The sequence below is a fragment of the Domibacillus enclensis genome, from assembly GCF_900156125.1.
In the GTDB taxonomy this organism is placed as follows: Bacteria; Bacillota; Bacilli; order Bacillales; family Domibacillaceae; genus Domibacillus; species Domibacillus enclensis.
Genome location: NZ_FTLX01000008.1, coordinates 1 through 24,580 on the forward strand (window position 1 = coordinate 1; position 24,580 = coordinate 24,580).

26 protein-coding genes are annotated in these 24,580 nt (G+C 45.7%); 11 read left to right on the forward strand and 15 right to left on the reverse strand.

Going from position 1 to position 24,580, the window contains the following annotated elements; genetic code table 11:
- Positions 1–617 (reverse strand): aldehyde dehydrogenase family protein (locus BW952_RS15105; protein ID WP_139325451.1); only part of this gene is annotated, 617 nt, incomplete at its 3' end.
- Between the two features lie 472 nt (positions 618–1,089).
- Between BW952_RS15105 and BW952_RS15110 the strand changes: the two genes are divergently transcribed.
- Complete coding sequence (locus tag BW952_RS15110) at positions 1,090–1,866, forward strand: 3-ketoacyl-ACP reductase (protein ID WP_045850681.1); 777 nt, start codon at positions 1,090–1,092, stop codon at positions 1,864–1,866.
- Between the two features lie 54 nt (positions 1,867–1,920).
- On the opposite strand, the gene BW952_RS15115 is transcribed toward BW952_RS15110, so the two are convergent.
- The 10 genes from BW952_RS15115 to BW952_RS15160 all read right to left on the reverse strand — a co-directional run bounded on the left by BW952_RS15115 (position 1,921) and on the right by BW952_RS15160 (position 12,607).
- Positions 1,921–2,913 carry an ABC transporter permease gene (locus tag BW952_RS15115; protein ID WP_045850680.1) on the reverse strand — a complete coding sequence of 331 codons (993 nt, stop codon included), beginning with the start codon at positions 2,911–2,913 and terminating at the stop codon, positions 1,921–1,923.
- A gap of 19 nt (positions 2,914–2,932) precedes the next feature.
- Positions 2,933–4,453, reverse strand: coding sequence for a sugar ABC transporter ATP-binding protein (locus tag BW952_RS15120; RefSeq protein ID WP_045850679.1), 1,521 nt, complete (start codon positions 4,451–4,453; stop codon positions 2,933–2,935).
- A gap of 58 nt (positions 4,454–4,511) precedes the next feature.
- Positions 4,512–5,465, reverse strand: a complete 954-nt coding sequence (locus BW952_RS15125; protein WP_231581371.1) for a sugar ABC transporter substrate-binding protein — start codon at positions 5,463–5,465, stop codon at positions 4,512–4,514.
- 375 nt (positions 5,466–5,840) lie between these two features.
- Positions 5,841–6,863 carry a Gfo/Idh/MocA family protein gene (locus BW952_RS15130; protein WP_045850678.1) on the reverse strand — a complete coding sequence of 341 codons (1,023 nt, stop codon included), beginning with the start codon at positions 6,861–6,863 and terminating at the stop codon, positions 5,841–5,843.
- Between the two features lie 63 nt (positions 6,864–6,926).
- The gene (locus BW952_RS15135; protein WP_094031994.1) at positions 6,927–8,132 is read right to left on the reverse strand and encodes a Gfo/Idh/MocA family protein; all 1,206 of its coding nucleotides are present in this window, start codon (positions 8,130–8,132) and stop codon (positions 6,927–6,929) included.
- A gap of 32 nt (positions 8,133–8,164) precedes the next feature.
- Positions 8,165–9,028 (reverse strand): AraC family transcriptional regulator, encoded by an 864-nt coding sequence (locus BW952_RS15140; RefSeq protein WP_045850676.1) that lies wholly within the window; start codon positions 9,026–9,028, stop codon positions 8,165–8,167.
- A 35-nt stretch (positions 9,029–9,063) separates the two neighbouring features.
- Positions 9,064–10,032: a sugar phosphate isomerase/epimerase family protein gene (locus tag BW952_RS15145; protein WP_045850687.1), complete on the reverse strand. Its 969-nt coding sequence runs from the start codon at positions 10,030–10,032 to the stop codon at positions 9,064–9,066.
- Positions 10,033–10,562: 530 nt separating this feature from the next.
- Positions 10,563–11,501, reverse strand: a complete 939-nt coding sequence (locus BW952_RS15150) for a sugar ABC transporter substrate-binding protein (RefSeq protein WP_045850675.1) — start codon at positions 11,499–11,501, stop codon at positions 10,563–10,565.
- Between the two features lie 151 nt (positions 11,502–11,652).
- Positions 11,653–12,162 carry a cupin domain-containing protein gene (locus BW952_RS15155; RefSeq protein ID WP_045850674.1) on the reverse strand — a complete coding sequence of 170 codons (510 nt, stop codon included), beginning with the start codon at positions 12,160–12,162 and terminating at the stop codon, positions 11,653–11,655.
- A gap of 55 nt (positions 12,163–12,217) precedes the next feature.
- On the reverse strand, positions 12,218–12,607 hold the full coding sequence (locus BW952_RS15160; RefSeq protein ID WP_045850673.1) for a sporulation protein: 390 nt from the start codon (positions 12,605–12,607) through the stop codon (positions 12,218–12,220).
- A gap of 229 nt (positions 12,608–12,836) precedes the next feature.
- On the opposite strand from BW952_RS15160, the gene BW952_RS19515 reads away from it, so the two are divergent.
- Positions 12,837–12,983: a hypothetical protein gene (locus tag BW952_RS19515; RefSeq protein WP_169714112.1), complete on the forward strand. Its 147-nt coding sequence runs from the start codon at positions 12,837–12,839 to the stop codon at positions 12,981–12,983.
- A gap of 94 nt (positions 12,984–13,077) precedes the next feature.
- Positions 13,078–13,404: a YolD-like family protein gene (locus BW952_RS15165; RefSeq protein WP_045850672.1), complete on the forward strand. Its 327-nt coding sequence runs from the start codon at positions 13,078–13,080 to the stop codon at positions 13,402–13,404.
- 9 nt (positions 13,405–13,413) lie between these two features.
- On the opposite strand, the gene BW952_RS15170 is transcribed toward BW952_RS15165, so the two are convergent.
- The gene (locus BW952_RS15170) at positions 13,414–13,605 is read right to left on the reverse strand and encodes a hypothetical protein (protein ID WP_045850671.1); all 192 of its coding nucleotides are present in this window, start codon (positions 13,603–13,605) and stop codon (positions 13,414–13,416) included.
- 215 nt (positions 13,606–13,820) lie between these two features.
- Between BW952_RS15170 and yyaC the strand changes: the two genes are divergently transcribed.
- The 7 genes from yyaC (at position 13,821) to BW952_RS15205 (ending at position 20,221) form a co-directional block, all read left to right on the forward strand.
- Positions 13,821–14,381, forward strand: a complete 561-nt coding sequence (gene yyaC, locus BW952_RS15175; protein ID WP_045850670.1) for a spore protease YyaC — start codon at positions 13,821–13,823, stop codon at positions 14,379–14,381.
- An 88-nt stretch (positions 14,382–14,469) separates the two neighbouring features.
- Positions 14,470–15,255 (forward strand): SDR family oxidoreductase, encoded by a 786-nt coding sequence (locus BW952_RS15180; protein WP_045850669.1) that lies wholly within the window; start codon positions 14,470–14,472, stop codon positions 15,253–15,255.
- A 131-nt stretch (positions 15,256–15,386) separates the two neighbouring features.
- On the forward strand, positions 15,387–16,220 hold the full coding sequence (gene speD / locus BW952_RS15185) for an adenosylmethionine decarboxylase (RefSeq protein ID WP_045850668.1): 834 nt from the start codon (positions 15,387–15,389) through the stop codon (positions 16,218–16,220).
- A gap of 203 nt (positions 16,221–16,423) precedes the next feature.
- Positions 16,424–17,431, forward strand: coding sequence for an ABC transporter permease (locus BW952_RS15190; RefSeq protein WP_045850667.1), 1,008 nt, complete (start codon positions 16,424–16,426; stop codon positions 17,429–17,431).
- Between the two features lies 1 nt (position 17,432).
- Positions 17,433–18,128: an ABC transporter ATP-binding protein gene (locus tag BW952_RS15195; RefSeq protein ID WP_045850666.1), complete on the forward strand. Its 696-nt coding sequence runs from the start codon at positions 17,433–17,435 to the stop codon at positions 18,126–18,128.
- A 36-nt stretch (positions 18,129–18,164) separates the two neighbouring features.
- On the forward strand, positions 18,165–18,845 hold the full coding sequence (locus BW952_RS15200) for a response regulator transcription factor (protein ID WP_045850665.1): 681 nt from the start codon (positions 18,165–18,167) through the stop codon (positions 18,843–18,845).
- A complete protein-coding gene (locus BW952_RS15205; protein ID WP_045850664.1) occupies positions 18,842–20,221 on the forward strand; it encodes a sensor histidine kinase in 1,380 nt (459 codons plus the stop codon). Before BW952_RS15200 ends, BW952_RS15205 begins: the two co-directional genes overlap by 4 nt.
- Before the next feature lie 33 nt (positions 20,222–20,254).
- Here BW952_RS15205 and BW952_RS15210 read toward each other — a convergent pair whose 3' ends face one another.
- Positions 20,255–20,842 (reverse strand): NAD(P)H-dependent oxidoreductase, encoded by a 588-nt coding sequence (locus BW952_RS15210; protein ID WP_045850663.1) that lies wholly within the window; start codon positions 20,840–20,842, stop codon positions 20,255–20,257.
- A gap of 120 nt (positions 20,843–20,962) precedes the next feature.
- Here BW952_RS15210 and BW952_RS15215 point away from each other — a divergent pair, with 120 nt between their 5' ends.
- A complete protein-coding gene (locus BW952_RS15215; RefSeq protein WP_045850662.1) occupies positions 20,963–21,391 on the forward strand; it encodes a MarR family winged helix-turn-helix transcriptional regulator in 429 nt (142 codons plus the stop codon).
- Positions 21,392–21,467: 76 nt separating this feature from the next.
- On the opposite strand, the gene BW952_RS15220 is transcribed toward BW952_RS15215, so the two are convergent.
- Both BW952_RS15220 and BW952_RS15225 read right to left on the reverse strand, forming a co-directional pair.
- Complete coding sequence (locus BW952_RS15220; RefSeq protein ID WP_045850661.1) at positions 21,468–22,451, reverse strand: tRNA dihydrouridine synthase; 984 nt, start codon at positions 22,449–22,451, stop codon at positions 21,468–21,470.
- A 336-nt stretch (positions 22,452–22,787) separates the two neighbouring features.
- Positions 22,788–24,227 (reverse strand): hypothetical protein, encoded by a 1,440-nt coding sequence (locus tag BW952_RS15225; protein ID WP_045850660.1) that lies wholly within the window; start codon positions 24,225–24,227, stop codon positions 22,788–22,790.
- Positions 24,228–24,580 lie beyond the last annotated feature (353 nt).

A 24,580-nucleotide genomic window follows, 5' to 3' on the forward strand; every position in this document is an offset into this window, starting at 1 on the left:
AGCACGCCGTCAGGAAGACCGGCTTCTTTAAACAAGTCGACCAATTTTGCCGCGAGCAACGGTGTACGCTCGGATGGCTTCAAAACAAATGTATTGCCGCACGCAATCGCCAGCGGGTACATCCAGCATGGCACCATCATCGGGAAGTTGAACGGCGTGATGCCGCCGACAACGCCAACCGGGTAGCGGTACATGCCGGACTCAATGTTCGTGGCAATATCCGGAAGCTGGCTGCCCATCATGAGGGTTGGCGCACCGGCGGCGAATTCCACACACTCGATGCCGCGCTGCACTTCGCCCATCGCTTCCGACAGGCTTTTGCCGTTTTCAATCGTGATCAGCTTCGCGAGTTCTTCCCAGTTGTCGACGAGCAGCTGCTGGTACTTGAACAGGATGCGGGCGCGCTTTGGCACCGCTGTCTGCGACCAGGATTGAAACGCTTTCTCTGCTGCTTCAACTGCCCGTTGAACATCCTCTTTTGACGACAATGGCACCTGTGCGATCTCTTCGCCGGTTGCCGGGTTGACGACCGTTTCGAATTTACCGGAAATCGAGTCGACCCATTCCCCATTTATATAGTTCTGCAATGTTTTTACTTCTGAATTCACAATTGTCATCTGTTCGTTCCTCCCTAAATTTCTTTTTCTTATTTTAGATTTTAACTGCAATCGTTTTCAAAACCATTTCAAAAAGAGTGTAGATAAAAACAAAGGTACACAGTCTATAAATAGAAGAGCTGAGAATCTATTACTGAAATCGATTTCAGTAATAGGGGTAAAAAAAGCGATTCCGCTGAATAACCTTTGAAAGCGCTGACTGAAATCGATTTCAGTGTTTGATATAAAAAATCGGTATGAAACTTTATAATTAGATTCTAAATGACAAAGAGCATTTTGTAAACACTTTTTTTGTAATTAAGAAAATATTCAGAACATAAGTCTTTTACTCGTTTTTGCGCTTCCCTATATACACTCCCCCAACGTTCGAAAATGTAAATGGAGATTCTTTTTCTCTCGTGCAAATCCGTTGTTGTCTGTATGCAGGACTGCTATGATAAATGAAGAAAATGTTCACATTGGAGGAATCACTATGGCACAGTCACTCAAAGGAAAAAAAGCGATTATTACGGGCGGCGGACGCGGCATCGGACGGGCGATCGCTGAAGCACTTGCAGCAGAAGGTGTACACATCGGATTGATTGGCCGGACGGAGGAGCACGTTCAGGCTGTTGCAGAGGATTTAGCCATCAATCCCGAGGTCGCCACACGAGATATGTGCGGCCGCCCAGTCTTATTGCCAGCGAAAACAGAAATCAAAACAGCTTTTGCTGCAGCTGATGTGTCCGATCTGGAGAACGTTACCGCAGCCGTTGAAAAAGTAAAAGCAGCACTCGGCGGAGTGGATATTTTAATCAACAACGCAGGTATTGCCAAATTCGGCGGCTTTCTTGAGCTGGAGCCCGATGAATGGAAAAAAATAATCGACGTCAACCTGATCGGTGCGTACAACGTAACACGGGCGGTTTTGCCTGGTTTGATCGAGCAGCAATCAGGGGACATCATTAACATTTCTTCTACTGCTGGCCAAAAAGGAGCCCCTGTGACGAGTGCTTACAGCGCCTCTAAATTTGGCCTCCTTGGGCTGACGGAATCTCTGGCGCTTGAAGTACGCAAGCATAACATTCGCGTCAGTGCGTTGACGCCGAGCACAGTAGCAACCGACCTGGCTGTTGAAAACAACTTAACAGACGGCAACCCGGACAGCGTGATGCAGCCGGAGGACATTGCTGAATTTGTGGTGGCACAGTTGAAATTAAACAGCCGCACTTTTATTAAGTCAGCGGGTCTTTGGTCAACTAATCCATAATGACGAAAAAGCCGAGCGACTGCTGCGTCGCTCGGCTTTTCCATGTGCTTCTTTTTACTTTTTCTTATGCTTGCGCGCATCAATATAAACCGCGACGGTAATAATGACACCCTTTAATATTTGCTGCCAATAGGAAGAAACGTTCATCAAATCAAGGCCGTTGTTCATGACCCCGATAATCAAGGCACCGATGACGGTCCCGCCGATTGTGCCGATGCCGCCTGTGAGGCTTGTTCCGCCAATAACAGCAGCGGCAATGGCATCAAGCTCATACATCGTTCCCGCTGTCGGCTGTCCCGAGGCAATACGTGCCGTCAAGATCATCCCCGCAAGACCTGATAACAGACCGGCATAGGAGTAAACAAGGATTTTCACCTTTGTGACATTGACCCCCGCGATCATCGCAGCCTGCTCATTGCCTCCAATAGCGTAGACATATTTACCGAATTTCGTTTTATTTAACAAGACGTAAGACACAATTCCAATAATCGCGAAAATAATAATCGGAACCGGAATGCCTAAAATCATTCCCTGGCCAAGAAACTGAAAGGAATCAGACAATCCCCCGATCGGCCGGCCTCCGCTGAACAAAAGGGCCAGGCCGCGTGCAGCCGTCATCATGCCGAGTGTTACGATAAAGGGCGCAATATTCCCCTTGGCAATTAAAAATCCGTTAAAAACGCCTGTTGCTGCACCCACCGCCACTGCTGCCAGAACAGCAACAATTAACGGATATGTTCCTTCTTGAGCGAAAGTGGCGACGATAACAGACGTTAATGCAATAACCGACCCGGATGACAAATCAATCCCGCTTGTAATAATAACGAACGTTACACCGATTGCCACAATGCCGATGACCGCCATTTGCCTGACGATATTAATAATATTATTCGAATTGATAAAGTTCGGCTCAAGCGCTGTCATAAGAGCAATGAGTGCAATTAAAATGATCAGCATACCGTATTTTTTGAACAGGACTGCAGCCTTCGATTCCTTGTGAAGCCCCGCATCAGATGTATTATTTGTGACAGTCGATAGATTGCTCATTTTTTCTCCCTCCACCTGTTTAAGATGTTTTCCGTTTGATCAATTCGCCGCGCGTTGCAAGCTCCATAATGGCTTCTTGTGTGGCGTCACTCCGGTCAAGCTCCCCTGTCTGGTACCCTTCGCTCATGACGACAATTCGATCACTGAGCCCGATCACCTCAGGCATTTCCGATGAAACAATAATGATCGCTTTTCCTTGTTTAGCAAGTTCGAAAATTAAGTTGTAAATTTCACTTTTGGCGCCGATATCAATGCCTCTTGTCGGTTCATCCAAAAACAATATATCTGGGTTATGCAGCAGCCAGCGGCCGATCAAAACCTTTTGCTGGTTTCCTCCGCTTAAGTTGCTGATCAGCTGATCCATATTCGGTGTTTTAATATTCATTTTCTTCTTTTGATCTTCACAGTCGTCTTCAATTCTTTTTTGATTAATAATGCCGTTTTTTGTGTATTTGTTAATATTAACCATAATCATATTATCCCGGACACTGAGCGGCAAAAAGCACCCTGTCAGCTTGCGGTCTTCTGTCAGCAAGCCAATTCCCGCGTTGATGGCGTCCTTTGGTGTCCGCATTTTTTTCTTCTGGCCGTTCACTTCGATGTCCCCTGCGTCCGCCTGCATCACGCCGAAAATCGTTTCCAGAATTTCGCTGCGGCCGGAGCCCATAAGTCCTGCGATACCAAGAACCTCGCCTTTTCGCACGTGAAAGTTTACATCGTAAAACTTGCCTTCTTTTGTTAAATTTTTCACTTCCAGCGCTACCTCATGACGGGCTGCGTGCTCTTTATCAAACGCATGGGAAAGTTCGCGCCCCACCATCATTTCAATGAGCCGTTCACGCGACATATTATCAATTGAATCCGTTCCGACATACTGTCCATCACGAAAAACGGTCAATGTATTTGCAATTTGCTTGAGCTCCTCCATCTTGTGCGTAATATAAATAATGCCGACATCCTTTTTCTGAAGAGAACGGATAATATCAAATAAGTGCGCAACCTCTTTGTCCGTAATGGCGGATGTAGGTTCATCCATAATAATGAGCTTCGAGTCAAACGAAACAGCTTTCGCGATTTCGACCAGCTGCATTTTTGCGACCGTCAGATCAATCATTTTTGCTTTCGGATTGATCGTTGTAATATTAAGACGTTCAAATAGCTCTTTTGTGTTGCGGATAAGCTGTTTCTGGTTTACGATCCCTGTTTTTCCATAGGTCGGTTCTCGGCCAAGAAAAATATTTTCAGCCACTGTCATCTCGGGCACGGGATTCAACTCCTGGTGGATCATGGAGATGCCTTTATCCAGCGCTTCGCTGACATTACTGATGCTTAATTTTTCCCCATCAAACACAACGGAGCCGGTATCTGCTGTATAAATGCCAATCAATATTTTCATCAACGTGGATTTGCCTGCCCCGTTTTCACCCATCAACGCATGAACCTCACCTTTTTTCACGTCCAGCTTGACGTTTTGCAGCGCTTTAACACCCGGAAAGCTTTTGGAAATGTCCGACATTTGCAAGATATACGGAGAAGTCATCTGTTCACCTCAAGAGTTATTTTTTGAAAAGAGGAGGCGGCATACAGCCGCCTCACGCTTATTGCCATTTTTCTACATACGTTTGAACGTTATCTGGTGTAATGAGTTCAAAATCGATAAAGTTCATTTTTTCTACTTCTTCACCCTGGGCAGCTTTTGCAGCTACTTCAAGCCCTTTAGATCCTTGTCCAGCCGCATCCTGAAAAACAGATACCTGCAGCTTTCCTGACTCAACATATTCAAGCGCATCCGGCGTGCCATCGATTCCCGCTACAACAACGCCATCCAGTTTGCCTGCTGCTTCAAGTGCCATAATCGCACCGATCGCCATTTCGTCATTATTGGCGACGACTGCGTCGATCTGGTCACCGGATTGAAGCCAGTTTTCCATTAAGGTCATTCCCTTTGCACGGTCAAAGTCTGCATTTTTCTCTAATACAACCTGCATGTCCGGATTTTCTTCGATCACTTGCTTATTTCCTTCTGTCCGCTTAATTTCAGCCTCATGTCCCGGTGTGCCGTTCATGATCGCGATATTGCCTTTCCCGCCTAACAGCTTTGCGACTTCCTCCATTTGAATAATGCCTGAATCAATAGAGTTGCCGCCTACGTAAGCGGTTGCATCTTCAATCCCCTCGTATACACGGTTCACAACAACAATCGGAATGTCTGCTCCATTCGCCATGTCGACAATTGTTCCCACAGATTCTGTATCAACCGGGACGATCGCAATCGCGTCTACACCTTGTGAAATGAATGTTTCCACCTGAGACATTTGCTTGGCCGCGTCGTTCATCGCATCAACATAAATTCCTTCAATATTGCCTGCTTCTTCTTCATACGTCGTCATGCCATCCTGTAAGTAGCTGAGCCATTTATCGTCAAAATCCGGCAGCGCGACACCGATCTTCAATTTTTCTTCTCCATCTGCACTTCCACCATCTCCACAGCCTGCAAGTGCCGATGTTAACACGAGCATCATAACCATGAACCCCAATACTTTCTTTTTCACGATGAATCCCCCCTGAGTGAATGTTTATAATAAAGATGAAATCGATTTCAATAAATTCACTTCGTTTATTTGCACGGCAAAGAAGCTGTGCAAAATAGAGGCGAAAAACTGAAATCGTTTTCACTATTATTATCTAAAAAAGATAGAGATCTCATTGAAGAAGCCTGCCAACACGGATTTAAGTCAGATTGGCAATGATTCTACTTGTCCATTATGAAATCGTTATCATTTTCCCCTTATAAAAGAAACCCACTGTAAAAAACGCTTGATTCTATACATTTCACTCGAAAACCAAGCTTAACTTATCAGAAAATTCTATTTTGTAAGGGCTTAACTAGATAATAATTCATCCTTCAGGAAAGAGCAATCTTTTTTTTATCTTTTTTCCGAAATGGGTTTTTCAGGACTTACAGAAACGAATGTGCCGCCTTTCGCTGACTGCCGGCATGCGTCCATGACAATCAAGTTATTAAGAGCATCTTCCATCAGATCTGCAGAAGGTGCGTTAGACAAAATACGCGCTGACATCCATTCTGCTTCCAGCTTATATTGATCGTCAGTCAAAGACTCGTTTCGCTTTTCTCCTTTTTCGTTTGTGACCGTTATGACGCCTTCGCCAGCAAACAAATGCGGGGTAAACGCCCTTTCCACCTCGATCATTCCATTCGTGCCAATGAGTTCATATTTGTCTGTTTTCATCCGGTCCATGGCCGCATCGAACAAAGCGGTCACGCCGTTTTCCATTTCCATCATTCCGGTCATTGTTGAATCCACCTTGTGAACGGGGTGCATGCTTCGTGAAGCGGCCACTCTCATCGGCTCTGACCGAGTCAGGTTGCGAATCGCATGAATACAATAGCAGCCGACGTCATACAAGCTGCCGCCGCCAAGCGCTGGATTCGTCCGAATGTTGTCAGCTTGATCATCTAGCGTAAACGATAAGCTGACCCGCATCGCCTTCACTTCCCCGATTTCTCCGGATTCGATTATTTCTCGAACTCGTTGATGCTGAGGATGAAACCGATACATGAAGCCTTCGAGAAATAGCACATTGTTTTTTATGCAAACCGTGAGCATCTCCTTTGCTTCTTTAGCCGTTAGCGCAGCGGGCTTTTCGCATAAAACATGCTTGCCTTTTTTAGCGGCTTTCTTCACCCATTCAGCATGAAGTGCGTTTGGCAGTGGAATGTATACCACGTCAATCTGGTCGTCCTCCAGCAGCTCCTCGTATGATCTGTGAATCGTCGGGATCCCAAACTTTTCGGCAATCTGGTCGACAGCAGGATTCGCACTTGCGATGGCTCCAATTTCTGCGTTTTCAGCTCGAGCAAGTGCAGGAAGCAAAAACTCACGGGCAATTTGTGCTGTACTTAATACGCCCCAGCGCACCTTTCGCATGTCTATCCTCTCCTCTCTGCTTTTTGAAAAAGAAGGTGGCACACAGAGCCACCTTCTCCTTTCTTACTTCGCGCTTCCCACCGGCTGGTCAGAGAAGTCCACCCACGCCGAGCCGTTTTCAGCGGAGCGCACACAATTTTCGAGCCAGCGGATGCCGTCGATGCCTGCATCGATGTCCGGATACACGAGGCTGTGAAGTGTTTCTTCGTCACCACGGTTTTTCGCGTCTATTGCGACGGCGAATTTCAGATAAATGTTCGACCAGGCATCTGATAAGCCTTCCATGTGCAGCGCACCGAGCCTCTCGTCTGCGTTGCATTGCTCGTCTAAATACGGCATTGCGCGAATCAACGTTTGAACCGGCTCGCCCTGTACTTCATAGCGCAGCTCGCTCGGCTTACTGTCCCACCATTCAAGACTTGCCTTCGATCCGACAATGCGGATGCGGTGTCCGTCCATGCAGCCCGCATTTACAGAAGAAGTCCACAACCGGCCGACGGCGCCATTTTCGTAATGCATCATCACAAAAGCATTGTCTTCTAGCGGCGCCCGGCTGCTGATAAAGCTCTGGCGGTCGCAAAGCAGCTTTTCAATTTTCATATCCGGCATGATCAGCTTTGACATGTAATACGTATGGGTCGACAAGTCTCCGAGCACAAAGGTCGGACCGGCAATTTTCGGATCAACCCGCCATTTCTGAGCATCGTTGAATTTATCGGCGTCTTCCGTCGAGCTGAAGCCGTGTGTATACTGCAGCTCCACTACCCGAATATCACCGATTTTGCCCTGCTCAATCATCGCGCGCATTTGAAGCAGCAGCTGGTTGCCGGAAAACCCGTAGGTGACACCAACAATTTTGCCTTTTTCCTCCGCAAGCGCCTTGATCTCCTCGCCTTCCGCTGATGTAAAGAACAGCGGCTTTTCGCAGATCACATGCAGGCCGGCTTCAAGCGCCGCTTTTGTAATTTCATAATGTGTGCCGTTTGGCGTGGCAATAGAAACGACTTCAAGCCCATCCTCTTTTTCTGCTTCCTGTGCAAACATCGTTTGATAGTTTTCGTAGCAGCGGCTTTCGTCTACACCTAGATTCACACCGAAGTCTTTGCCGCGCTCCGGATCGATATCAAACGCGCCGGCCACGAGCGTGAATGCGGTATTGTCACGCAGCGCACCAATCCGATGCTTGTAGCCGACTTGACCCAAACGTCCTCCTCCAACCATTCCCCAGCGCAGCGGTCTTGCAATCTTTTTTTCACCATTCAACATAATAAAAGCTCCTCTCTGTTTTTAAGATGATCCGTTTACACTTGATTTCTTCGCCTGTACTCTGCCGGGGTAATGCTCGTTTCCTGCATAAACACCCGGCAAAAATAATGAACCGATGTAAATCCGCACTCGTACGCAATCGATGTAATGGAGCGGCTTGTCGACCGAATCTTTTTCGATGCTTCTCTCACTCGTTCCTGCCGCACATAGGACGTATAGGAAATACCGGTTGTTTCACTGAATAACCGCGATAAATGACGAGGCGAAATATGAAAAAAGTTCGCCACTTCTTCAAGCGAAAGCGGCTGTGCCAGGTTGTCTTGAATAAACCGCTGCGCTTTTTCAACAATTTGCTCCTTGTTGTCATACATCGGCTTCGGTTTCTGGCTGTCGCCTACGCCGCAAAACAGCGATTGAAGCGAAAGTAGCAGGGCAGCCCCCATCGTGGCAAGTACACTTGATGACGCCTGCTGCTCCGCATGCATGAACAGTGTCAGCCATAAAAGGGCGGCCGGCTCGTTTGAAGCATCTGTTCTATACACATTTTTTTCTTGAGCGAGCTGATCAAACAAGTGCCGGTACTCCTTGGATGTGTGCTCTTTCTCCACCTCAAACGCCACCCACAAAAGATGCAGGTTATCGCCTTCATCGATTTTGTGAAGCTGATTCGGACGCGAGCAAAAGAAGGTGCCTTTTTCCAATCGGTACTCCTGTCCGTTTTCCATATAGGTTCCTTTGCCGTCCGCCACGTAGCAAATCTCGAAAAAAGAATGCTTATGAACGGGTGTATCCGCATGCTTGCGGTGCGCTCCCCAGTAGTGAACGCGTATCGAAAGATCCTGTCCGGTGCATACGTGCGCACCACGCTGCAGTGACCGGACAGCCGTATTTAAATTCATCGTAGCCGCCTCCTTTTTCACAGAATGTGCTTGGATTATCTGGCGACTACCGGATCCTTTGCTGCAAAATCTCTCGGCAGTGTGTCCTTCAGCATCTCCATCGATTTTTTCACGCCTGTCAGCGGCTCCATCGTCAAATCTTCCATTTCAAGTACAACCGGTCCTTCATAGCCGGTCATTTTGACAACCGTGAAAAATTCCTTCCACCAGGCTGTATCGTGCCCATATCCGAGTGCCACATAATTCCACGAACGGGAAGCAAAGCTTTCCATCGGCTTCACATCAATCAGCCCCTGTGCATCTACAATTCCCCGCTCAAGACGAACATCCTTTGCATGAACATGGTAAATCGCGTCGCCCAGCTCGCGTGCTGCCGCAATCGGATCCCCGCCCATCCAGAATAAATGACTCGGGTCAAGGTTCATGCCAACCATTGGCCCGACTTCGTTGCGAAGCTTTAGCAGCGTCTCCGCGTTATGAACAAGATTGTAGCCAAGGTTTTCAACCGCAATTTTCTGAACACCGTTTTCTTTTGCGGACTTGACCGCTTGTTCCCAATATGGAAGTGCGACATCATTCCACTGCCAGTCCAGCATCTCAAAGTGCTGAGGCAAGATAGGATGTGTCAGCCAGTTTGGCGTCTGATCCTGCGGGCCGCCTCCCGGACAGCCGGACATCATGACAACCGTTTCAACACCGAGCAGCCCGGCAAGCTGGAATGTTTTTTCTACGCCTTCTTTATGAAGCGCTCCTTCCACTGATGGATTTAGCTGATTGCCCGAGCAGTTCAGCGCCGCGATCGAAAGGCCTCGCTTCTCCAATGCAACCATAAATTCACGACGCTTGATAGCGCTTTCTAACAGATCGTCCAATTGAAGATGAGGTGCCTTCGACCAATTCCCGCAGCCAAGCTCTACTGATTCGATACCCAGCTCAACACATGTATCCAGCATCTCTTCAAACGACATATTTCCTAAAATATCTGTGACCAATCCTGTTTTCATCATGTTTTCGTTCCTCCTATGTGCTCTATGAACACGGTTTAGTATTGTGTGTCATCCCTGTACTTTCAGGACAATCTTATAAGAATATCTTCCTTTTTCACAAAGCTGCCTGTTGAGTAAAAGCCCTTTTGTGCTATCAGTGCTTGTTTTCCTTCTCTAAATGATTGCTAGTGACCTATCAACGTTGAAATCGCTATCATTCTTGTCAATCATTCAAGTTTTATCACTGGTTATGCTCCTCATTATAAGCGGGCAGAACGAAGATGTCTTTATAATATAAGGTCTTTTCTTTGCACTTTCAGGACATTGTAGGCAGCAGCGATTGCCTAAAAAAGAGCCATCCTGCTAATATGTACCTGGCTATCGCTGATAAAACTAAAAAACCGCTGATATGCGCTTGTCTATCGCCGATATCATCAACATATCAGCGATAGAGTCCGTATATCAGCGGTAACAACCATATATCGGCGATCCTGGCTGCCAGAGCATTTTGTTCTGTCAGCTGGGACCCTCATGATGGTCAAACTTCTTTATTCATACTTTTTGATAAATTCGTCGACGTTTTCCGGTACAACCAGCTGGTAAGGTATAATGGCATCCTCGACGTCTTCACCGTTCGCTGCCTTCACAGCTGTTTCAATGCTTGCCTTGCCCTGGCCGGTCGCATCTTGAAAAACGGTTACGTCCAATTTCCCTTCCTTCATCATATCAAGAGCAGCCGGTGTGGCGTCAATGCCTGCGACCACTGTATTTTCAAGCTTCCCTTCTGCTTCAAGTGCCATAATCGCTCCTAGCGCCATTTCATCGTTATTTGCCACAACCGCATCGATTTTTTCACCGGTTTGAAGCCAATTTTCCATCAGCTCAAGCCCTTCTGGACGCACCCAGTTCGCTGTCCCTTCCTTTACTACCTGAATGTCTGGATTTTCTTCAATGATCTGCTTATTTCCTTCTGTCCGCTTAATCTCCGCTTCATGGCCAGTCGTTCCGTTCATGATCGCGACATTTCCTTTGCCGCCGAGTAATTTCGCCACTTCCTCCATCTGCAAAATACCGGATTCAATTGATTCAGAGCCAACGTAAGCCGCAGCCTTTTCTGCTCCGTCGAATGTCTGGTTCAACACGATCAACGGAATGTCCGCTGCGTTAACGGTATCGACAATGTCAACAGCCGCAACCGTATCGACTGGTGTAAAGATGATGGCATCCACTCCTCGTGCAATAAAGGTTTCAATGTCTCCTTTTTGCGTTGAACTATCATTTTGGGCATCAGCGTAAACAAATTCAATATCAGGATGTTTCTTTTCCTCTTCTTCCATCGCATCCAAAATGTATGTGCGAAATTCATCACTGAAATTCTGCAGTGATACACCGATGACCTTCTCGCTTCCACTGTCTCCGCTGCAGCCCCCGAGAATGAGAGCACCTCCCATCATTAATGCACTAAGCCATTTGGTCATTTTCTTCATGTTCCAGCCCTTCTTTCAAATAGTATTTTCGAAAACGATTTCAAAAACGTTTCTGCATTTATTATAGAAAGGGCTTACATTTATGTATTTAGACGATCAAGACAAGCTATTGTCCTTTTAAGACGGCTTTTCCCCAAAACAAAAACAGCTGTTAGCCCACAGCTGTTTTCCATTGTTCCACCAGCGGTCCATCCGTTCCGAATACAGGGTCCTGCTCCGGCAATGGAACCTCTTTAATTTCACTGATTTCCTGAGAAACATCAGTCGAAAGACGTTTTTTCAAATTCGGGCTTCTGCCATCCGGATACGCTCCGACCACAGAAAAGTCCGGGCTTTGGTGAAGGCGCTTATGACCGGTTCCCGCCGGAAGCACCAGAACGTCCCCGGTTTTCAGCTCCAGACGTTTCCCCAGTTCACCACCAATCAGCACAACGGCTTCTCCTGCTCTCACGCCGAGCACCTCATGGGTATTCGTATGAAAATGGTGATAATCAAACACGCCATTTACCCAGCTGTTCGTCCAGCCGTTCCGGTTAAAAGCCGCCTCTATGTCTTCTGGCTTGTCCTTAAAGACACCTTCGTATACGAGAACCGGAAGCGCGGGGTTGTTTGGTATTTCGCCATCATCGATCAGCAAAAAGGCTGTTACGTTTCTCATCATTTTCATCCACTCCTTTTGCGGATTGTTTACCCAAACAAGGAATGGTTATGTCTTTTTATGAAAAAACAGGCTTCGTCACATCAATCGCATCGTGTCCAATGCACTTCTTGCCGTCACCAAAACACAGCTTTGTTTCAAAATAGTAGCGCGAGCCTTCCATTTGCGCTGGCAGCTGAAATGAAAACGGAATGCGCTTTGATGTATTAGGCGGAATCTGCTCCGACATAAAAATCATAATGGCATCTGCAGCCGGCGATTTGACCGACGCATTTTTTGTCACAAGATCGCATTCAAGACGGCTTAATTTCTGCTCAAAAAGACCACTTTTTATTATAAAAGAACCGGTTACTTTTTCACCGGGAGTAAATTCATTTTTGTCCAGCAACAAATCGATATGCGGTGAGCCAATACGGCCTTTGACCTGACTCATTAACTTGTTCAACATACCTCACTGTTCCCTCCATTAGTTCAAAATAAAGATCGGCGTAATCGCCTGATAAACACGTACTATACGCCCGTTTTGACGTTTTGTAAAGAGGAACAGAAAAAATTATATTGTTAAAAAATTGTAAACGCTCTCTTATTGAACAAATGGTTGAAAAGGGAGGATTTTTCTTGACATAAAAAAAGGCGATCAACGCATCCTATCTGTTAACGAAGGGAAGGTGAAACTGATGCAAAAAGCACAGAATACAGGACAGCGCATACAGGAAACAACAGACGAACTAATGAAGCAGGGTGTTCCGCCGAGAGCTGCTGCTTTTGCCGCTTCGATGGGGTTTTTACGGGAGCTTCAAAAATCATCCACTAAAAAGCCATAAAAAGAATCACATCATTTGCATTTACCTGCAGGAATATTTGTTCTGATCGGGAATAGTATAGAGAAAGAACTTATGTTCCGAAAGGGTGTTTGTGATGAAAAAATTATATCCGGACCGCGGCATGATCAAATGGCAGGGCTTTTTGCTGTCTGAGCATAACGAACAGCTGCAGCAGACAAGCAACGAAGCCCCTCCCCTTTTTCTTGATGAACAGGCATTGGAAGAAATGAATCAATTGGTACTTGAATCATACCACTTGAGAAAACCGGTCTCAATCGAAGTGAATACGTTTGGCTTACCTTACATTCAAGGGTCTGGCGTGGTAAAGTCGCTTCATCCGGCAGACGGACGAATTGAACTCGTGGGAAGCGGCTCCTATTGCATAAAGGACATCGTTTCCATTTGCTTTCAAGAAGAATGAGACGGGCAATCAAGCATACTTTCGAAACGTTCTTGCTTCTCCGTAGACGGCGCATTTGGAGCAGACGCTTTTCGTCCGGTGATGCTGCTGAATTTGAAAAAGCGGCTCCCCCTTGACTTTACAACGTGCGCATTTATGGACAAACCGGCCCGTCACGAAATGCCTGGCCGTTTGCCAGTAGGTTAATTTCCACGTATTCATGTAAAAATCACTCTCCTTTTTAACATCATTTCGATAGAATACGAGATTTCCCCTGTAAAAATCGTTCATCAAATCACGACAAAAAATGCGTCATTTGCTGAAAAAAAGCAGGAGGTTTTTTTCATTCAACTGAATTAACAGATGACATTCTTTATAAAGAACGATATACTTTTATTAAGTTCTTTATAAAGAACAAAAAAGGAGGCGGATTAACGATGCGGAAATGTGTGGAGGAACCGTTTTTCGTTCATCATTTAAAAAATGAATTAAAGCCTATTTTATCGAGCCGTCAGGAGGTTGTCTTCGTGTGTATCGGAACAGACCGTTCATCCGGTGACAGCTACGGTCCCTTCGTTGGCTCAAAACTAAAGCAGTCCTTTTTGCTTCGTACCTATACACATGTATCCATCTACGGCTGCCTCGACCATCCTGTCCATGCGAAAAACCTGGCCGAGACAGTTCAAACAATTGAGGCCGCACACGTAAATCCAATCGTGATCGCGGTTGACGCCTGTCTCGGTGCCGCGCAAAACATCGGAACAGTGGTCCTCGATCTTGGACCGATGAAGCCCGGCGCCGGCGTTCAAAAAGACTTGCCGCCCATTGGCCACTATCACATTTCCGGCATCGTGAACGTTAGCGGCTTTCTTCCCCTTCAAGTGCTCCAGGGAACGAGGCTTGCCCTCGTGTACAAAATGGCGAATAAAACGGCTGATTTTATTACACGGGCGCTGGTGGAGCTGGAATACGAAAAAAAGAAAACCGCTGCGGTGTAACAATCCAAACGCTCCTTCTGCGGGCGTTTATTTTTTGTTTAAACGGGAACGACAAAGAGGACACGTCATTTTGACAGGAGGCATACATATGAGCAAAACCATTTTTATCACAGGTGCAGGAACCGGTCTTGGCCGAGGCGCAGCCATTGGACTCGCAAAAGCCGGGCACCGCGTGATTGCCACAACGGAAATTACCGCACAGAAAACGGACCTAATGGAAGAAGCGAAACGGCAAGGCGTTGACATGGAGATTTTCAAGCTAGATATTACAAATCCACGCGATGTGGCTCAAATAATGGAATACGATTTTGATGTGTTTGTCGCCAATGCTGCCATCAATGAAGGCGGACCGCTCGGCGAAGTACCGATGGATCGATTCCGCGCCCTGTTTGAAGTCAATGTATTTGCTACGCTTGAGACCGTCCAGCTTGCTGCCCACCAGTTTGTTCGAAAAGGACGCGGTAAGATTGTGTTTATGAGCTCCATGGCCGGCATTTCTGCGACTCCTTACGTCGGCCCTTATACGGCAACCAAGCATGCCATTGAGGGCATTGCTCAAACGCTGAAGGCCGAGATGGAAGAATTCGGCGTGCAGGTCGCTACGATTAACCCAGGCGCCTATGCAACGGGCTTTAATGACCGAAGCGCCGAGGAAAAATGGAAATGGTTCGATTCTGACATTTACTACACGAAAAAAGAAGCAATGAAAAAGCAGGAGAAAGCATTGAACGATCAATTTGATCCAGAAGATATGATCCAAAAGATGATCGAGATTATCCCGGCGGACCACCATAAATTCCGCACCGTTCATCCTCAGGAAACGGAAGAACAGCTGAAAAAAACAGAAAAAGAACGCTGGGAAATAGACATATAAAGGATGTAAAAGAGCGGAATTACTCCTCCGCTCTTTTTTTCGATGAAATTCATTCGATCTAAAGGTTGTTTTTTCATGCCCCAGACGGGTAACATAATGATAGGAATGACAGACACAAAGGAGCGCGAAAAATGGTTATTAAACAAAACCAAGGCATTCAGCTGCATGATTTCAACAACTTGACGAAATCGCTCAGCTTTAATATGTACGACATTTGCTGGACAAAAACAAAAGAAGAGCGTGAGGAATACATTGCGTATATTGATGAGCAGTACAACGCAGACCGCCTCACGGAAATCTTAAAAAACGTGACCGATATTATCGGTGCTCACGTGCTCAATATCGCCAAGCAGGATTATATTCCGCAGGGTGCCAGTGTAACGATGCTTATATCTGAAGGGCCGGTCGATCCCGAAACCCGCGAGGAATCATTGGAGGAATCACCAGGCCCTCTTCCGGACACAGTCGTCATGGCGCTCGATAAAAGCCACATTACTGTTCATACGTACCCGGAATATCACCCGAATGAAGGCATCAGTACGTTCCGGGCCGATATCGACGTTTCCACCTGCGGCGAAATTTCACCGCTGAAAGCGCTGAATTACTTGATTCACTCCTTCGACACCGATATTATGACGATGGATTACCGTGTACGCGGCTTTACACGCGATATCGACGGAAACAAGCTGTTTATCGATCACGACATTAACTCGATTCAAAACTACATTCCAGAAGACATTAAAGAAATGTATCACATGATCGACGTGAACATTTACCAGGAAAACATCTTCCACACAAAATGCAAGCTGCGCGAGTTTGATCTGGACAACTATTTGTTCGGTCATACGAAGGAAGATTTGGAGCAGGACGAAATCAACAACATCGCCCGCAAGCTGCAGCACGAAATGGACGAAATTTTTTACGGAAAAAATATTGTTCAAAACGACGACAGCCTGGAAAGCTAAAAAGCGAGCAAATGATCAAGCCGAACGATGCGAACACGCACTCGTTCGGCTTTTCTATTTGATCTTTTAAAATGGACTGGCTAACGCCGGTATCCCCTTCGTATTGCCGGTAAAATAAAATACCGGCGATACCGCTATGTGTTCATTCTCCGTTCATATTTGTGCTTTATATTGGATGAAGACAAACAAATGGAGGGATCGGAATGAATCTTGGATGGAAGGAAATGAAACGAAATAAGGGACGGTTTTTGATAGTAGGCTCGATTGTCTTTTTGATCAGCTTTATGACGCTGATGATTTCCGGATTGGCGAATGGGCTCTCGAAGGATAACGCCGGGCTGATTCAAGCCATGCCGGACGGCCAATTTTATTTAAATGAAGACGCAAAGGAAAACTATCTGCTGTCAACAATTGACGAAGGCAGCGAAAAAGGCACGGCTTTTTCGATTCAAATGGGCTCTCTGTTTGACCCGAACGGCAAACAGCAAGGGGTCGCTTTTTTAACGGCTTCCCCTTCCGCTGTTTTCCCTGCTGTTCAAAAAGGCGATGTTCTTTTGGACCGCTCACTGGCGAAGGAAGGCATCCAAATAGGCGATTCGCTCACCAACAATGGGCTGTCGGGCACACTGCGCGTCGCCGGCTTTGTGGACGACAGTAAATTCAGTCATGCACCGGTCGCCTTTATTCATTCGGCTGACTACGAAGACATGTTTCAAACAAACGACAGGCAGATTTTATTCTCCATGAATTCTGCAGCAGAACAACTGGACGGACTCCAGACTTTTTCGAAAAACGAGTTTTTACAGACGATCGAAAGCTACAAGGCGGAGCAGCTGTCTCTGACAATGATCATCTCGTTTTTAGTTATCATCAGCGGACTGCTGTTCGGCATCTTCTTCTACATGATGAACATGCAGAAAATCGGCTTATACGGCATTTTAAAAGCAATGGGCGTTTCATCCCGTACGCTGCTGCGGATGATATGGACCCAAATGGCTGTCGTCACCGGGACCGCCCTTCTGCTTTCTATTTTGGCCAGTCAGCTGTTTAATCAGCTTGTCCCGCAGGAGGTGCCGTTTCATTTATCTGCCGCGAACACACTGTGGCTGTCCGGCGTCTTTTTCATCATCGGGTTTTTAGGCGCTTCCCTGTCAGGTGTTCAAATCAAAAAAGCCGAACCGCTTAAAGCCATTCAGCAAGGAGAGAATTAACATGACCACACTTGAACTAAAAAACATTCGCAAGCAGTTTACAAACGGAGGCGCGTCGGAGGATATTTTAAAAGGCATTAGCCTGTCCCTTCAAAAAGGAGAAGTCACCGCATTAACGGGGACATCCGGCTCCGGCAAAAGCACATTGTTAACGATCGCTGCGGGTCTTCAGCTCCCTTCCTCCGGTGATATTTTATTTGAAGAAAACAGAATGTCAGCCCTCTCTGCTGAGGCAAGAAGGAACATCCGCGCCACCCAGTTCGGCTTTGTGTTTCAATCTGCGCACCTCGTTCCATTTCTGACGGTGGAAGAACAGCTGCTGCTCATGCTCGACACTGCTGAATCAACGCTTGGAAAATCAGAGCGCACCCAAAAAGCAGCGCGGCTTCTTCAGCTGGTCGGACTGGAACACCGTCGTCACGCATACCCCGCGTCCTTATCCGGCGGGGAAAAACAACGCGCAGCCATCGCCCGTGCTGTGATTCACGAGCCAAAGGTGCTGTTTGCGGATGAGCCGACCGCAAGCCTCGATTCCAGCCGTTCACGCGATGTAATGAAGCTGCTGCTTGACCTCACCCGTGAGCTTCAAATCGCGACGCTTCTTGTTACGCACGACGAAGAGATGCTGAATTATACAGACCGTGTGATTCATATGAGTGACGGGGCTATGGCTAGGGCGAATTCACTGATACAATAATGAAAAACATCCCATCTCATACAGGAGACACTTATTATGACGACCATTCTACTTGTCGATGATGACATTCATCTTTTAGAACTGACGGCGATTCAATTATCATCAGAAGGGTTTTCCGTGCTTAAGGCGAAAAACGGGATTGAAGCACTCGACCTCCTTCGCCATTCCCGCTGTGATCTGGCGGTTGTCGATGTGATGATGCCTTTTATGGACGGATACGAGCTGACATCGGAAATACGGAAGCAGCACGGTCTCCCGGTCATTTTGCTCACAGCCAAAAGCCAGTTCGAGGACAAGGAAAAAGGCTTTTTAGCCGGAACAGATGACTACGTAGCGAAACCATTTGAACCAAAAGAGCTCATTTACCGGATCAAAGCTGTGCTGCGGCGATACCAGCATTCGCCCGCCGAAGAAGCTGTAAAGATTGGACAGATCATAGTGGACAAACGAAACTATGAGGTTCACATACAAGATAAAACCATCCTGCTCCCGCTTAAGGAGTTTGAGCTTTTGTACTTTCTTGCCTCACACCCAAAGCAGGTTTTTTCAAGAGAGCAATTAATTGAGCACATATGGGGCGTTGATTACGAAGGAGATGAGCGGACAGTGGATGTTCATATTAAACGGCTTCGTGAGCGGTTCTCCGATTTGACCAATGACTTTTCCATTAAAACGGTCCGCGGCATTGGATATTCGCTGGAGGCCGCAAGCACATGAAGTCACTGTACGGAAAGTTCGCCGTTATCACCATCAGCATTATGGTGCTCAGCAGCATCGTCGCTTTTCTCCTGTCCAATGTGTATTACCAGCAGCACTTAAAGCCGCTCAATGACCAGAAAAACACTCGTATTGCTGAATCCATCGCTGCGTTTGTGCAAGACAATCCGTCTATTGATCTTGAAGACTATTTATCTCATACAGCCGAAACCGGCTACCAGCTGTATTTAATGGACGCCACCGGGCATGAGCAGTCCTTCGGGGCGCCATTTCGGGATCTGTCTCTGTCCGATTCGGCAAAGAAGCACGTTTTGGACGGGCACATTTATCATGGAATCCGCCACTTTCCAACTGACACGTTTGTGACAGGTTTTTTTGCAAATGAATTGCGGAACTCGATCGGGGTCCCGCTGACGTACAACAACACGGATTATGCGCTGTTTATCCGGCCAGACATTGCTCTTTTGTTTAACGAAATGCATTACTTGTTTGCCTGGCTGCTTGTCCTGTCGATAGTGCTAAGCATCGTTTTCGTCCTGATTGGCACAAACTACTTAATCAAGCCGATTGCCACGCTAACAAAGGCCACTCACTCACTCGCCAATGGCCAGTTTCATCTCGATCTTCCAACAGCACGAAAAGATGAGCTTGGACAGCTGGCGAAAAGCTTTGTGCATATGGCCAAGAAGCTTCAGCAGCTTGATGACACACGGAAAGAATTTATCTCCAACATTTCGCATGACATCCAGTCGCCGCTGTCGAATATGAAAGGATATACAGGCCTTTTGGAAAAAGAACAGCTCAATGAAGAGGAAAAAAATCAGTACATTTCGATCATCAACGGGGAAATCAACAGGCTGTCCACTTTAACAAAGCAGCTTCTCCTGCTGGCTTCGCTCGATCGAAACGAGGACCTGCTTCAAAAACAGCCTGTCAACATCAGCACACAAGTCAAAGAGCTCATCCGCAACGCCCAGTGGTCGACACAGGATAAAGGGATCTCGCTCAGCTATTCCCTGCCGGATCTGACGATAAATGGAGACCCTTCCCTGCTGAATACCGTCTGGGACAACCTGCTGACCAATGCGATCAAATACAACCGGCCAAACGGCAGCATCGACATTTCCTTGAAACGAGCGGGATCAAAAGCCATCATGACCTTTTCAGATACCGGCATCGGCATGCAAAAAAGCGAACTGGACCGCATTTTCGAGCGCTTTTACCGGATCGATACAGCACGGACGCGTTCCATCGACGGCACCGGCCTTGGTCTTTCCATTGTGGCGGATATCGTAGATCTGCATGGTGGACAAGTGAACGTAGTAAGCATACCGGGAGAAGGAACCGCGTTTCGTGTCGAACTGCCGATTGCATAAAGAAAAACCTGAAAATGGTTTTTCTTTTTTAATTTAGGATTGGATCGATTGAAAATACCGGAATACCCGGTCCAGCTTTTGTGTCTGTTTTCCTTTAGCGCTTTCCATGCTGCCAAACTCGAAAAATTTCACCTTCTTAATGCCCACAAAGTTCAACAACGCTCTTTTCATCAGTACCTGGTGCGCATTGTTCAGCCAAAACAGCGGATACGTCGCCGGTCCCTTCATCGTTGAAATGCAAACCGCTGATTTTCCCTTGAGCAGCCCTTCCGGAAGGAGCCCCTTTTGATCCTTGTACGCAAAATTCGAGGCAAACAGCTGGTCAATATAGCCGAGCAGCATCGCCGGCGGCCGCCCCCACCAAATCGGATAAACAAACACAAGCTTATCCGCCCAGAGAATCTGCTGTCTGTACCGTTCAAGTGCCGGATCGACATGCATGTCCCGTCTTCGTTTCGTTTGATTGAACGTTAAGACCGGATCGAAATTTTCTCCATAAAGATCTAGCACTTGAACCTTTTGCACATGCGCATTTTCGGCACATCCCGCTGTGACCTTCTTCAAAAACGCGCCATTTAAGCTGTCCTGGTGCGGATACGTATACACCACCAATATATTCAATCAGCCACCTCTTTTATTATCATTTGATAACAAAATAATATCGTTTTTCAATTTAGTTGTCAATTGATAATTGTTTAATGATAACTACTTTGTTATCGTAGAAATGTGAGGTGAGAACCGTTGGACAACCGTCGTTTATTTTATCAATTCGTCGCATTTACAGCTGACGTACACCGCGTTAAGCATGATTGGACAAAGGATGCAAAGCCGGATCAGCTTACCCCGGTTCAATACACCATTCTTGAATACATCGCCGTCAGCCAGCCCGTTACGCTCAGCGACATTAGCGACTGCTACCATATGACCATGTCGAATGCAAGCAGAGAAATCAAAAAGCTTGCGGACAAAAAGCTCATCGAAAAAAAAGAAAACGAGCAGGACCGGAGAAAACAGCACATTTGCTTGTCCAAAAAAGGCCAAGAGACGATGGATGAGACGTTTTCACTCGTTGAAGCCCAGTTTCTGCATCGAATCCAGCACGCAACGGAAGCTGAAAAAGAAGAAATTAGCCGGGCACTCGACGTTCTGCAGGCAAAGATTTTTTATTAACAACGCAAAAAAGGCCGTCATGAATTCGGTTTGCTCCCGTGTTCATGACGGCCTTTTCATTTAGTAATCGTATGCCTTACTGCACTTCTATTCCCTCAAGCTCCTTCGATAAAAACTCATCAAGCAGAGCACGTGCTTCATCGGTGGTTGAAGTATTCATCAAGTCATTTCTCAATCCACTCGCGCCCCGGAATCCACGCACGTATATTTTAAAGAAACGGTGCAGCGCCTTGTAGGAACGCAGCTCTAAAGCCGAGTAATGATCGTGAAGATCGAGGTGCAGCTTTAACAGATCAAGGAGTTCTGTGCTGCTATGCTCTCTCGGCTCTTTTTCAAACGCAAACGGGTTATAGAAAATGCCGCGCCCAATCATCACTCCATCAATTCCGTACTGCTCGACAAGCTTCAAGCCCATTTGCCTGTCCAGAATATCTCCATTGATTGTCAAGAGCGTGTCCGGCGCCACTTCATCACGAAGCTTTTTAATTTCCGGAATCAGCTCCCAGTGCGCATCCACCTTGCTCATTTCCTTTCTCGTCCGCAAATGAATCGACAAGTTCGCAATGTCCTGCTTCAAAATATGAGTGAGCCACTCACGCCATTCATCCACTTCCGTATAGCCAAGCCGTGTTTTCACGCTGACAGGCAGTCCGCCCGCTTTTGCTGCTTGAATCAGCTCAGCGGCCACCTCCGGACGAAGAATCAGGCCGCTCCCTTTTCCATTCTGCGCCACATTCGGCACAGGGCAGCCCATATTCAAATCGATTCCCCGGTAGCCCATCTCCGCCATGCCAATGCTCATTTGACGGAAGAATTCAGGCTTATCCCCCCAAATGTGCGCAACCATCGGCTGCTCATCCTCCGTAAACGTCAAGCGCCCGCGTACACTGCGATTCCCCTCAGGGTGACAATAGCTCTCCGAATTCGCAAACTCCGTAAAAAACACATCCGGCCGCGCCGCTTCACTCACCACATGACGAAACACAACATCCGTCACATCCTCCATCGGTGCCAGTATAAAAAAAGGACGTGGCAGTTCACGCCAAAAATTATCAGTCATCTTGCATTCCAATCCTCTCATGATGGGACCCAAAACCAACGCCTTGTCCCAAAATTAACAAGCAGTTTGTATGCTGCTTCCTTTACACTTATACCATGTGTGGGCGGGTTTTATCAAATGGGCATGTGAGAAGATAAATTAAATTTCTAACTAGTGACCTCTACTCTGTCAAAGCGAAAGAAGACGATCTATTAATCTCGATTATGATTAGCTAGTACCTGATAAATCGTAGGGCACCATTTCGGCACCAATAAATAGTTCTACAAAACCCCTCTAAACGTTGGTATGGCAAGCTTCTTCTATCACAAATAATTAAGTTTTTTATCTCAGCCTTGCTTATTTTCCTTTTAAATTCGAAGCTGACGGTTTATCATCAGTAGCATCTATTACAAATACGTCAATGTATTTATTTAATTCTTCACTTAACTTCTTTGCAACACCCTTTAATATACTCACTTTTTTAAATTCTTCATCTTTTTGAACAATAACAACATAATAACCAATATCAATTCCCTCTGTAGTCAGGTATTGCGGGAGCTGCTGAGTTAATCCTTGCTCAAGTTTTGTGCTACTTGCTCTCTTAACTTCAATTAATACCCTTTCTGTGTAACCATTTGAAAATTTAAAATCCACCGGTCCTCTTCCTGAATTAACTTCCCTAGAAAAATCTACATTGTTCGCTTTACAATGTTCCTTCATTAAGCCATGAAATAACAATTGAGATGCCTCTTCTTTTTTTGGTTTCTTTGGATTGTCATTCCAAAGAAGTTTATAACCAGAATTGTTAATAATAAATGTCCTAAATCCCTCAATTAAGACTTTGACAAATCCAGCTAATTCTTTAGTGTTCCTTGCCACCGGAAGGTTAATAGGATGTTGTTTTGTATATGTTTTTGACTGCTCATACCATTTATAAATCCCATTTGGATCTTTAAGGAGGTTATATGGGTATGAACCTTTATTTTTAATAAATTTTATGTATTCTTCCAGAAGGTCAGTTCGTTCAGTAGCAATTCTAATGATATCTTCTTTTTTCAACTGATTTTTAACCTCATAATTAAAATCAGTTCTTAATAGTTCATTTTCATTTGTCCAAGCCCAATCTAAGAACCCATTGGCATTTATAGTGGGTAAATCCCTTAAAATTTTTAAAGGCAACAGAAGAACTGGATTATCATTAAAAGGGTTTTTGGGGAGAAACACTTTATTATCTTCCCATCTTAAATTTTGAAAATTAAAGGCCGCATGCTTAACTTTAAATTCCTCCAATGGTACATTATGACGTTCACAAATTTCCTTGGTATACTTAATAATTTCATCTTTTATAATATTGCCGCATATATCACTTATCCTGTCGGCACCAATACCTTCTTCTAATATTCCAATTTCTTCAAAATGGTCTAATTCTTTTAATCCTGCTTGTATTGATTTTGCTATCGCTTCTCCTATATTTTTTGAAAAACCAATACCAGAACCAGCTCCTTTTGTACTTTTGTTCGTATAACCTAAACATATTTCATCTACTTCAGGAAAAGTTAGCATTCCTAAAAGTTTTTTGTAAGATAAATTTGTAGTTACTCCTTTGCCTTTTGCAGCTAACATAAATGCTTCATTAAAGAATTTAATTATTTTATCGTGGCAGTTTGCAAAGTGCCCATTGGAATACTTAAACAATAAAAACGGATCAATAAATAATTTAGTATCGATATCTAAAATGGGATCGAACCAATCCTCTTCCGTGCCTCGTTTGATTTGATACAATTCTGAAAATAGCATTTTAAAACCTCTCCCTCTGTCTTCTCTTAATCTATTAGCGTTAATATTATACAGAATTTTCAAATATTTTTTTGAAAACGCTATATATCATTAATTACTTTGTTTCTTATCTACAGTGAATACAAAAAAGCCGAGGCATTATTCCTCGACCTTAACCAATTTCGTATTTTGAAGATTACTTTTCCCTGAGATCGAGTTTGTTTGATATGTATAGAATTACACTTCTTGTATTCCATACGCCCTTTGCTCGTCACTGCGTCCCTAGTTGTCGGATCAATTCTTAATAGAAGAAACTCGCAGCACCAACGCTTTTGAAGCAATATGCCTTCATTTAATTTCACAAAAGAATATTC